The organism is Streptomyces sp. NPDC005648 (assembly GCF_040605395.1).
Lineage (GTDB): Bacteria > Actinomycetota > Actinomycetes > Streptomycetales > Streptomycetaceae > Streptomyces.
In genome coordinates this window covers 1-11,507 of the sequence record NZ_JBEXCS010000155.1, presented here as the reverse complement: position 1 = coordinate 11,507, position 11,507 = coordinate 1, and the positions used below count along the sequence as shown (strand labels likewise).

General features: G+C 70.6%; 6 protein-coding genes and 3 pseudogenes. 5 read left to right on the top strand and 4 right to left on the bottom strand.

All coding sequences use genetic code 11. From position 1 onward, the window contains the following. A pseudogene (locus ABZT17_RS43525) lies at positions 1-481 on the bottom strand (2-keto-4-pentenoate hydratase); the annotation flags it as partial. A gap of 211 nt (positions 482-692) precedes the next feature. Between ABZT17_RS43525 and ABZT17_RS43520 the strand changes: the two are divergent. The 4 genes and pseudogenes from ABZT17_RS43520 to ABZT17_RS43505 all read left to right on the top strand — a co-directional run. After that, a pseudogene (locus ABZT17_RS43520) lies at positions 693-785 on the top strand (hypothetical protein); the annotation flags it as partial. Between the two features lie 61 nt (positions 786-846). Further along, a complete protein-coding gene (locus tag ABZT17_RS43515) occupies positions 847-1,464 on the top strand; it encodes an FAD-binding protein (protein WP_356357723.1) in 618 nt (205 codons plus the stop codon). Next, the gene (locus tag ABZT17_RS43510; RefSeq protein WP_356357722.1) at positions 1,367-2,209 is read left to right on the top strand and encodes an FAD-binding protein; all 843 of its coding nucleotides are present in this window, start codon (positions 1,367-1,369) and stop codon (positions 2,207-2,209) included. The genes ABZT17_RS43515 and ABZT17_RS43510 overlap by 98 nt, the downstream gene beginning before the upstream one ends. A 71-nt stretch (positions 2,210-2,280) precedes the next feature. Beyond that, positions 2,281-2,520, top strand: a pseudogene (locus ABZT17_RS43505) (winged helix-turn-helix domain-containing protein); the annotation flags it as partial. Positions 2,521-2,563: 43 nt separating this feature from the next. Here the strand turns inward: ABZT17_RS43505 and ABZT17_RS43500 are convergent. After that, positions 2,564-3,532, bottom strand: a complete 969-nt coding sequence (locus tag ABZT17_RS43500) for a ribosome-inactivating family protein (RefSeq protein ID WP_356357721.1) — start codon at positions 3,530-3,532, stop codon at positions 2,564-2,566. Positions 3,533-3,876: 344 nt separating this feature from the next. Between ABZT17_RS43500 and ABZT17_RS43495 the strand changes: the two genes are divergently transcribed. Beyond that, positions 3,877-7,629: a hypothetical protein gene (locus tag ABZT17_RS43495; RefSeq protein ID WP_356357720.1), complete on the top strand. Its 3,753-nt coding sequence runs from the start codon at positions 3,877-3,879 to the stop codon at positions 7,627-7,629. Between the two features lie 122 nt (positions 7,630-7,751). Here ABZT17_RS43495 and ABZT17_RS43490 read toward each other — a convergent pair whose 3' ends face one another. Together ABZT17_RS43490 and ABZT17_RS43485 are read right to left on the bottom strand one after the other, a co-directional pair. Then, positions 7,752-9,329, bottom strand: coding sequence for an ISL3 family transposase (locus tag ABZT17_RS43490; protein ID WP_356357719.1), 1,578 nt, complete (start codon positions 9,327-9,329; stop codon positions 7,752-7,754). A gap of 426 nt (positions 9,330-9,755) precedes the next feature. Next, positions 9,756-10,394, bottom strand: a complete 639-nt coding sequence (locus tag ABZT17_RS43485; protein ID WP_356357718.1) for a hypothetical protein — start codon at positions 10,392-10,394, stop codon at positions 9,756-9,758. Positions 10,395-11,507: the final 1,113 nt, after the last annotated feature.

The following is an 11,507-nucleotide window of genomic DNA, read 5'->3' as shown; positions in this document are numbered from 1 at the left end:
CGATGTCCCAGTCGGCGACCCGGCTGTCCACGATCTCCAGCGCGGCCACCGCGTACTCGACCGCGGACCGGACCCGCTCGATGTGGAGGTCGTCGTCGTCCAGGTCGGACGCGAGCACGAACGCGATCTCCGCCTCCACCCGGGGCTGGAGCAGCCAGTCGCTCGGGACGGACGGCAGGGCGGTGACGTCCATGTCGTCCAGCAGAACGCCGAAGTCGGGCCGGTCGACGCCGACCTGACGCTGCACCGACTCCGAGGTCAGCCCGATCTTGCGGCCGACGACCCGGGCGCCGGCGGCGATCCGCTCACCCACGACGCGCCGCTGGACGGCGTACGCGAGGCTGATGTCGGTGGCGCCCAGCAAGTCCCGTACGGGCGCACAGGGCTTGTGCTCGCGGGCGGCACGGCTGAGTCGTGCGGCGGCCTCGGCCACGGCCGTCTCGCAGTGCGCGACGGCCGTCGGTTCCCAAACGTCTGTCATTGCCATCCTCAGGCTCGTGTTCGGCTCCCAGCCTGATCGGCCGCGGACCGCGGCGGGGGGGATGTGTTCCGCTCACCGGAACCGAAATCCCGACGCCGGGTCTTCTCGCTGAACGAGATGGCCGCACGGCAAGGCGTCGGCGGCTCGTTACCGGCGTCGGGCGCGCTGCTGAACGGCTGGCGGCGCCACGCCGTGGCATGAGGAGGTTCGGATGAGCATCAACGAGGATGCCTACGACGTGATCGTCCTGGGGTCCGGCGGAGGTCTGGTCGGGGCGTACATGGCGGCCTCTCGCGGACTGCGCACACTCGTCGTCGAGAAGACCGACCGGGTCGGCGGCACCCTGGCGTATTCCGGGGCGGCCTGTGGTTCCCGGGGTCCACGCCACTCGCTCAGGCGGGCTCGGGGACGACATCGAGGACGTACGGACGTACCTGCGCGGTGTGGTCGACGATCCGTCACGCGAGGCGCTCCAGGACGTGTACCTGGCGGCCGGGGTCCAGCTGATCGACGAGCTGGAGCAGAACCCCTGGTTCGGGTCCTTCGTCCACGGGCCGGTCCCGGACTACTACTCCTCCGTCCCCGGATCGTCACCCACGGGACACACCGTCTTCCCGCTCCCTGTCGAGGTCGCGCGGCTCGGGGATCGCCGGGCGCTGATGCGCGACTCGCTTCCCACCGAGCGGTTCGGCTTCGACGAGGGGCCCCTGCTCAGCGGCGGCCGTGCGCTGACCGGCCGGGCCCTGTCCGCGTACCTGGAGGCCGACCACGGGGAGCTGTGCGTGAACACCGCGCTGGAGAACCTGATCGTCGAGGACGGCAGGGTGACCGGCATCGAGGTGACGAGCGAAGGCGAGCGGGTGCGGGATCCGGGCCGCCCGGGGCGTGCTGCTGGCGGCCGGCGGCTTCGAGCGCGACCGCGAGCTGCGCGAGAAGCACCAGGCGCCGCTCACCGGCGAGTGGTCCAACGGCGCCCCGGCTAACACCGGAGACGCCCTGCGGGCGGGCATCGCGGCCGGCGCCGACACCGACCTGCTCGACGGGGCCTGGTTCGTGCCGGGACTCGTGTACCCCGACCGGCTGCCGGTCTCCCACACCGCCACCCGGGGCGGCATCTGGGTCAACGGCGCGGGCGAGCGCTTCGTCAACGAGGCACGGCCGTACAACCAGGCCGGACACGAGATCGTCCGGCTGCACGCCACCACCGGCGTCCGCTACATCCCGGCGCACTGGGTGTTCGACCAGGGGCATCTAAACCGGGACAGCCTCGGCGGCCCGCCGGACGAGCCGCTGAGCCCGCGGTGGCTGGAGTCCGGTGCGCTGAAAAGGCCGACACCCTGGAGGACCTCGCGCGGCTCATCGACGGTGGCCCGCCCGGGCACCGGAGATCGGCAGCCACATTACGCAGCCCTGCCTCTCGGCGGACACGCTTCCATCAGCGACCATCCGGTGCCGCCGGGACCGGCGACAGCACCCCCCGGATCATCAAGGACAGGGGCAAAGAGTCATACCGGCCCCGGAGGCCACGAGCCCGAACCGGGCTCTACGAGGAAGGTAATGGGCGGACGCAGCGCCCTTGCTGCGTACCCGGCCCGTGCGGCACGGGCGCCACAGGCCCGCGGCAGGGAAGCCCAGCAGGCCGTGCGCGGCTGCCGTACGGTCGGCGTGGCGCGATGGACTCCGGCGGGAACCCCGCGTCCGCCAGGCGGCGGGCGTCGCAGATGGTGACCGCGTCGGCCCCGTCCACCGCCGGCGCCGCACTGCGGTTCGGGGGCCTGACGTTCAAGGTCGCCTCCCCCGAGGTACGGCGGGGCGGCGTCTCCGTCGCCCTCACCGCCATCGAGCTGAAGCCGCTGCACGAGTTCGCGGCCGCCCCGGGCCGCGCTCTCACCCGCGGCCTTCTGCTGCGGCGGGTCCGGCGCTACGTCTGGTACGGAGACACCCGGGTCGTGGACATGGCCGTCCAGCGACTGCGGGCCGAGACCGGCCGCGAGCGGATCGAGACCGCGCGCGGTTTCGGTCACCGGCTCAGGGCGTAGCCGCCGGCACCGGGGGCCGGCGGCAGTGCCTCGAACGGTTGCGTCACTGCGACCCGCCGTACCTGTAGTTGACGTCCATGTACGCGACGCCCAGCTGCCGCGCGACGTCGGCCACGGTGTAGAGGATGAAGCCCTGGGCGACGTGGAAGGGGACGTTCGCCGCGTGGTCCCGGAGGCGGTCCCGCAGGTAGTTGGACAGCGCGGCCCAGTTGTTCGTGAAAGAGGTGCCCACCGTGCCGAGGTTCCAGGAGTAGCTACCGCCGATCGCCTGCTGGATGCGGTACGAGATGTAGTCGAAGCGGGCGGCTTCGGCGAAGGCCGTGATGAGCCTGGTGATCGCCCGGGCGTCTGTGGCGACGTCGCTGGAATCGTCCCGCAACGCCTCGATCGATCCTCTGATGTCCCGCAGGCTGATGGTCTGGTCGGGACGTGAGAACGCCGGACCCCTCTGCCCCTGATTGGCCAGCCGCGAGAGATCCGTGTAGTGGCCGGACCTGATCCAGCTGTCGTTGGGGCGGGCCTCCGGGCCGATGGGGTTCTCGGGTCCCGCGCCCATGCGGTAGTAGACATGGCTGTCGTGGTCGTAGAAGCCGACGACGTAGAGGTTGGAGGCGTTCATCACCAGGTCGAGCTGGGGGGTGCCCGGGCGGTCCTGGAGGTGCACGGCGAAGTAGTCGGAGGAGTTGCTGGGCCGTTCCGCGACGACGCCGTTGGTCAGCGTGCTCCGGGAGTAGGTGCGGCCGTCCGCCCCTGTGTACGTCCCCGAGTCCGCCACGCGCTGCCGGATGCGGTCGATCACGTTGTTGTACGCGCGCTGCGAGTTCGGCCCGGAGTCGGTGAGGGTGAGGCTGATCGGGCCTCGGGTGTCGTTGCTGACGTGCGTGGAGTTCACGTTCTGGGTGCCGATGGTGACCGGCGTCCTCGGCTGGTGCTCCGCCAGTGAGGCTCCGCCGATCAGCACGGCACTCGCCACGGCCGCGGCGACCGTCGTACGCAGGGTGGAAGACAGCATTTCTCGCTCCTTGGATCGTTCCGGTGTTCCCCCGCCTCGTCCGCTTCGCGACCGACGAAGGATCGGCCCTGCGGGCGGTCGTCGTTCTGCGCCCGGCGGGAGTTGTCCGGTGCGGCGGGGCGATATCGAGACTGACCGGCGGGAAATTGGTGCACAGCCCCCTCCCATCAGCTGAAACAACCTTGGCGACGGTCGTGTGAACGGCGGCGTTGATGCGCGCCCGGCGTCACCGCTGTCATCAACGCCACATCACCGAGTGCCACCTTTTGCCCCGGCATGGCCTCTGACCAGGCGAGTGCTCCGTAATGTCGTCGTTCCTTGCCGAAGCAGCAGGAGGTGGTCCCGTGGGGCGTCCCGAAAAGGCTCTGGACCCGGACGCCGGACCGGTCGAGCGGCTCGCCCACGATCTGCGCGCACTGCGCCGTACCGCGGGCAGCCCGTCATACAGGACCATGGCCGCGGCCTCCGGGATCTCGACGACGACGCTTTCCCGGGCCGCGAACGGGGAGCGGCTGCCGACGCTCGACACAGTCCGCGGCTATGTGCTGGCGTGCGGCGGCGACCCCGTGGAATGGGAGCCTCGCTGGAAGGAGGCGGAGACGGCCGCCGCTCAGGACGTGCGGGCGCGGCGGGAGGACGCCGGCCCGCCCTACCGGGGCCTGGCCCGCTTCGAACCCGATGACCGGCACCTGTTCTTCGGCCGTGATCAGGCGGCGGGGCGGTTGGAGCGGCTGGTGTGCGACCACCGGCTCGCGGTGCTGTTCGGGGCATCCGGCAGCGGCAAGTCCTCGCTGCTGCGCGCCGGACTGATTCCCCGGCTGCGGGAGCGGATCGCCGGCGGCGCGAGCCCGGCGGTGCTGCGGATCCTGACACCCGGACCCCGGCCCGCCCCCACCTGGAGCCACTTGCTCGACCCGGCGCAGGACGGACCGGAGAGCTGGGTGGTGGTGGACCAGTTCGAGGAGCTGTTCACCCTGTGCCGGGACCGCGAGGAGCGGGCCCGTTTCATCGACCTCCTGCTGGCCGCGCGGGAACAGGGCTCCCGCCTGCGGGTCCTGATTTCCGTACGGGCAGACTTCTATCCGCGTTGTCTGGAGCACCGGGGCCTGGCGGACGCGCTGCTCGGCGCCGCGCTGGCGCTGGGGCCCATGACGGCCGACGAACTGCGGGAGGCAGTGGTCAGGCCGGCCGCCGCGACCGGGTTCCTGGTCGAACGCGAGCTGACCGCCCGGCTGGTCGACGAGGTGCTGGCCGAGCCCGGCGGGCTGCCGATGCTCTCCCACGCCCTGCTCGAGACCTGGCAGCGGCGCCGAAGCCGCACCCTGACCGTGGCAGCGTACGAGTCGGCCGGCGGGGTGCGCGGCGCGATCGCGGCGACCGCCGAGAAGGTCTACGGCCAACTGGACGCCGAGGCACAGACCGACGCCCGTCGACTGCTGCTGCGGATGGTCGAACCGGGCCGGGGCACACCCGACACGCGGCGCCCGCTCACCCGGGCGGAACTGAGCGAATGGGCCGATTCCGGGGTGGCGGCGGTGGTCGACAGGCTCGCCCGAGCCCGACTGCTGACCACCGACGAGGAAGGTGTCCAGCTCGCCCACGAGGCCCTGCTGACCTGCTGGCCCCGCCTGGCCGGCTGGCTGGAGGAGGACCGGGAGCGGCTGCGCCACCACCGGCGCCTGACCGAGGCCGCGCACGCCTGGACGGAGGCCGACCGCGACGTGGGCGCCCTGTACCGGGGCACCCGGCTCGACCGGGCGGAGGAGCTGTTCGCCCAGGACAGCGCGCTCACCGCGGCCGAGCGCCAGTTCCTCACGGCAGCCCTTCAGGCCCGCGACGCGGAACGCCGTACGGCCATTCGAGCCGCCCGCCGCTCCCGGATCCTGTTGGGCTCGCTGTCGGCGGTCCTCGTCGTGGCCCTGATTTCCGGCCTGGTCGCCTGGACACAGGCCCGCGCCAACGACCGGCAGAGCACCGACACCGCCGCCCGCCGGGTGGCCGACGTCGCCGACTCGCTTCGTACGACCGACCCGCACACCGCGATGCTGCTCGGCGCCGCGGCCTGGCGCATCTCTCCCCTGCCCGAATCCCGCCGCGCCCTGCTCGGCGCCCTCGCCCAGCCCGAACTCGACGCCTTCACCGGACCGCTGCCGGCCGATCGAGCCTCCGGCTTCCTGACCGACGCCGGCCGGACCCTGCTCGGGGCGGACGGCCGGGCCTGGCGGACCTGGGACGTCGCCACACACCGGCGCACCGGTTCGGGACCGCTGCCGTCCGGGGCGGAGACCCTGGCTGTCGGCCCCGACGCCAAGGTGCTCGTCCTCTCCACGAGCCAGGGCGTCAGGTTGTGGGACACCCGGAGCGGACACTGGACCGGCTCCTCCCGGCCACTGGCCGGTGACAGCACGAGCATCGCCTTCGGTGTCGGCGGCCACAGCTATGTGACGAGCGACTGGGACAGCGACCGCGTGCAGCTGCGCTCCGTCGCCGACGGCCGGCTACTGTTCGAAGCCCGGGCACCGGACGAGACCGAAGCGGCTCCGAGCCCGGACGACCGGCAGTTCGCCGTCTGCCCCGCCGGGAAGTCACCGCAGGTCTGGGACACGGGCAGCCGACGCGCCCTGCCCGGAGCCTGGCAGACGGCCAAGGGGCTGTGCGACGACGACAACTCCCGCATCGTGTTCGGGCACGGCGCACCGGCCGCCGCCCACCGCTTCGCCGTCGTCTCCGCGACCGGTGTGCACGTCTGGGACACCCGCACGGGACACCAGGTGGCCGCGCTCGACACGCCGGAGGCGAAGGTCGCCGTCCTCAGTGCGGACGGGGCGTTCCTGGCCACCGCCGCCACCAAGGAGCTGACGGTATGGCGGCTCGCCGCCCCCGCCGCTCCCGTCTTCCGGCAGCCCCTGGAGGACCAGCACTCCTGCGACTCCCTGGCCTGGAATCCTGGCCACTTGGTCCTGCGCTGCCTGCAGGACGCCACTGTCCACTCCTTCGACACGGCGACGGCCACCACGGCGGCATGGCGTGCGCAGGCCCTGGACGATGTGCTGCTGGCCCCGGACGGGCAGACACTGGCCACCGCCGAACGCATCGGCGACCACTACCGGTTCGAGCTGCGCGACACGCGCGGTGGCCGTCCGGCACGAACCCTGCCACCCGTACGGATACCCGTGTCCGAGGAGCCCGGCCGTCCGGTCGTGGCGCAGTACACCCAGCCCCTGATGACCTTCAGCCCGGACGGCGGCAGCTTCGCGTTCGGCGTCTCGGCCGTCCAGCAGGAGACGTCCACCCAACAGACCACCGTCTGGGACGTACGCCACAACCATGCCCTGGCGACTATGGACCTCGCCCCCGCCCAGCCGGTCAAGGGCCCGTCATCCCTCGCCCTGGCTCCCGGCGGCCGCACCCTGTACGTCGCCCGCCAGACCGGTGGCACGACAACGGAGGACGAGGTGTGGGACACCAAGAGCCACCGCAGGTCCGCCACTATGGCGGCACTGCGCAGCGACAGGCTCGCCGTCCGCCCCGACGGCCGGTTCCTGGTCGGTGAGGACCGTGTGGCCGGTCTCCCGTCCGGCCGCGCGAGGGACCTGGACCTGGTGCGGGGCGGAGGAATCCGGGCCCTGGCCTTCACCGCCGACGGCTCCAGACTGGCAGTGGGCGACTACACCGGACGCGTCGCCCTCTGGGACGGCGACCTGCGCCGACGTTCCGGCATCCTGCGCGACGTCTTCCCGGACTCGCGCACCGACACCCCCGAGGCGGTCAGCGCCCTCGCCCTCAGTCCCGACGGCCGCACCCTCGCCGTGGGCGGCGACGCCGGGACGCTCCAGCTGTGGGACACGACGACCCAGCAGCCCCTCGGGGTTCCCCTGCCGACCCCGGGCGAGGCGCTCGGCTCCCTCGCCTTCAGCGCCGACAGCCGCACACTGTACGTGAGCGGCGCCCATGTTCCCCTCCGCCGCTACGACATCGACCCGGCCCGGACGATCCGGCGCGTGTGCTCCCGAGCGGGAACATCGCTGACCCGAGCCCAATGGCAGACGTACGCACCGGACACCGCGTACCGGAACGTGTGCGGGCACCGTCCATGACCGAGCGATGCTCACTCACCGGCAGGCAGTTTCGCGCTGACGACCGAGCCAGGTGGACCACCTTGCCGTCCGTGTCAGCGGTCATGTAATTGGTTCAGGCCGCGATTCCGTGAATCCCCGGATCACGCCCGGAGCAGGATTCGGGTGCGGAGGAGGCGGAAGGTGGCTTTGCCGTACATCTGCCGCTTGATGGTCTTGATGCGGTTGACGTGGCCTTCGACAATGCCCGAGCTCCAGGGCAGGGTGAGGCCGGCGGTGACGGCATCGAGGTCGAGGCACAGGCCCTGCGCGAAGGACAAGATCGGGGCGGGGGCGTCGTGTTCGGCCTGACGAACCCATTCCAAGAGCTGGTGGCCGCGCCGGTGTTGGAGCAGGTTGTGGAAGGTCCAGGCTAGATCGCAGGTCCGGGCGATGTCCGGACAAGCCAGCCGTATCTTCAGGAGCTCCTCTTCCTCGCGGCGCTTCAGGGTGCCGCGGGGCACCATGATCCAGGTGGTGATCTTGCGCGGACTTGGGATGGCCCCGCGGGCGGGTTCGACGGTCCCCGTCTTCAGCCCGGTCACGTAGCGGCGCACGGGCAGGTCGCTGCCTTGGTAGCCGCGCCCGCGGATCTCGCGGAAGAGGTCGGTCGGGCTGGTCACGCCATCGGTGAACCGTTCGGTGAGGTAGGCGGTGAACGGCTCGAGGACTCCCTTGGGTCGGCCGTGTCGGGACGAGGCCAGCAGTTCGTCGAGGCTGGTGTCGCGGAAGTGTCGGACGGTCTTGCGGTCCAGGTGCAGGCGCCGGGCGATCTCGGAGATGGAGAGTTTCTGGGCGAGGAGACGGTGGATGTCCGAGTACCGGTCGACGGTGCGGACGGCCATCTTTGTCGGCGGCAAGGTCGGAGGAGGCAACGGGTTGAGGATCCGCCGGGGCTCTGCGTCGCGGTCGGCGTCGGCCTGTTTGCGCAGGCAGGGGCGGTGCTGATGGCATGTCTTCTCGACCGCGGAGGAGAGGTTCTTGAGTAAATGCCAGCGGTCGGCGATCTCCTGAGCATCGGGGGCGGCGTCGCGGACAGCACTGGAGTAGGCGCTGGCCCGATCTCTGCAGATGATCTCCGCGCCGGGATGTTCACGCAGCCATGCGGCGAATGTCGCCGCGTCCCGATCTGGCAGCACGTCCACGACTCGGGCCCCCTCGATGTCGACCAGGACGGTGCCGTAACGCCACCCTTTGCGGAAGGCGAATTCGTCGACCCCCAGCACCCGAGGCGCCTGCTCCGGCACCGCTGGAGCAGCGAGTAGCCCCAGCAGATGAGTACGTCCGGTGGGTAACTGCAGGGTCCGGCACATGCGTTGCCCGGGGCGCCCGCCCAGGAACGTCGCGATGGCCTGCATCCATCGCCGTAGGCCGACGCTGTGACGCCGGTACCGCTCGCTCAGATCCGCGACCTGCTCGACGAACGTCCGCCGCTGGCACGAGGCCCCGTCGCAGAAGAAGCGACGCACGCAAAGCGAGATGACCAACGGCTTCCCGACAGCGGGACGTTCGGCTATCCGGCGCATGTATCGCGAATGCACCCGGCGTCCCGAAGAGCCGCAGTCCGGACACGGAGGCGGCCGCCCGCACGCGGCGGCCTCGATCGCGACCTCCGCCGCGGTGACGTACACCGCCGTGACCTGCACATCGATCCCGGGAAACAGCACATCCTCGACCGCCACGACCCCCATACCAGGGCAATCCCCACAAGAAACGTTCCCGCACTCTCGTACGGCGACCCGGGGATTCACGGAATCGCGGCCTGAACCCAATTGGCTGACCGTCGACAGTCCGGCACGGCGGTCGGGATCGTCGCGGGTTCGGCGTCGTAGGCGCAGTCTTCACCGGATCGACGACGGGAGGGGTGGCGGCACCAGCAGGCGAAGACGTGGGCACGGCGTGGGTTGTTGTGCCGCATGCGGGCAGCGGACCGAAGGCGATCGCCGCGATCGATCCGGCGGCGGCACGAGAGGAACGACGCACCCTCATGGGATGAGGTCCTGTTGCTCGGGTGGATCCGGGAGATGTTCGGGCCGCGGGGCAGCCCGCCGGTCGGCGGGCCGCCCCATGGACTGGTCACGACCGGGTGCGGTCACGACCCGGTGGGGTCACTTCCAGAGGTGGTACGTCCCGTAGTCGCTGACGCGCACGTTGGTCGTCCAGTTGCCCCAGCGTTCGTTGGACCAGGTGTACTCCCAGGCACTGTGGTTCGGGTTGGTCGGGTTCGGCAAACAGTGCTTCCCGGTGGAGTGGTAGATGCCCTGGTACACGCCCTGCGTCCAACGACGCTCCACCACCTGGATCGGCTCGGCGAACTGCCCTGGCGACACGCTCGTCGTGAAGGTGAACGCGGTGGTGGTGGAGCCGTTGCGCCCGTAGGAGGGGGTGAGAGTGGCGAGCCCGTTCAGGAATTTGCTCAGGCCGCTCGGAACCTTGATGTCGAGACCGGCCGACCACTGCCAGCCCGTGGTGTGCGATCGCTGCCAGGAGTAGGTGCAGGGAGCGGGAGAGTTCCAGGGGCACTGGTCCTGGAAGCCGTGTTGCGAACCCCGCCACACCCAGTCCTGCCAGGTGCTGCGCGCCTGCTGGATGGTCACCGACTGCGTCCTGTTGGGGGTCGACGAGTTACCGACGATGTCGGTCTGGGAACCATCCAGATTCTGCAGGCACACCGAGCTGGCCGCCGAGGCGGAGTCGGGGGCCGCGATCACCACCAGCGGGGCGAGCGCGAATGCCACCAGCCCCATCCACCGTCTCCCCGTTGAAGGCTTGTTCCGCAACGCCACGGAACCCTTGTCAAGGCGTGCGCCACTGCTGAACTCCACACTGATCTCCTCTGCGCTTTCGGCACCGTTCGGGCCGAATCGAGCGGACAGTCTCGAAGAACGGGGCACGTCAGCAGAGCGAGGGCCGGCAGCAAGGCCGAGCCGTACACCTGACGTTGCGCCTGAGCAACGACACTGACGTTCCCCGATCCTGCACCGGCAGCGTGCGACCGGCGTCTGACCACGAGATTCGCCGCGGAGACGTTGTTTCAACACCCGGCGCCCTAGGTGAATCAACTGCCCGGCGCACATGGGCGGCATCGTCCACCCGCCCGGCGGCAGACACCTGTCGCCGCTCCGGCGTGACCCGTACTGGAACTCGGCAAGGCCCCCTCCCTCGCCACGGTCCGCGGAACTCACGCCGCTGAGCATGTCGTGGGCCCTACATAGAACTGACCGCCTCAGCACGGCAGCCTCATGCCCGTAAGAGCGGACAACGGTCAACAGCGGCTCCTGCAGCCCCGGACCTGTAGCAGCTTCGCTTCCCGCTGAGCGTGCAAGTTCGAATCTCGTCACCCGCTCCACGACCAGGGCCCAGGTCGGGAAGTGTCCGCGCACCGGTGTGCCGTCGGAGCGCACGTACGGCCGGACGAATGGCATGTGGTCCTCCCCCAGGAGATCGTGAGTTCCCCGCGGCCTGTGCCATCCTGATAGGCGCCACTGACAGTGGATCACCACGTGTGGCTCAACTCCACTGATCTCAGGTCGAGTTCAGGACACGCCGTGCGGCCTGTCCTGCGGCGGGGCCGCGTGCCGGGGTGCTGCGGCTGCGGGCCCGTACACACCGGGCCGGCATGCAGCGGAGGGGGATGGACGGCGGCTTCATCAGGGCAGACCTGTCTTCTTCGTCTTCACGACGCCGCCGGCAGCCGTACTCGCATGCCTGCCGGCGGCCGAGCGGGCGGCAACGGATCAGGCCATTTCGATGTACTGCTGTCAAGTTAGTACTCCAGCAGGATTTCGCTGTCTGACCTGGTCTTTTCGCCGGGTGGCGGGGCTGCCGATCGCGCTCATGGCCGCGCTGATGCTCCCGCA

Bases quoted from the DNA above. Each gene is read 5' to 3' on its own strand.
- ABZT17_RS43485 (WP_356357718.1), bottom strand. From the start codon at position 10,394: ATGGGGCTGGTGGCATTCGCGCTCGCCCCGCTGGTGGTGATCGCGGCC.
- ABZT17_RS43500 (WP_356357721.1), bottom strand. From the start codon at position 3,532: ATGCTGTCTTCCACCCTGCGTACGACGGTCGCCGCGGCCGTGGCGAGT.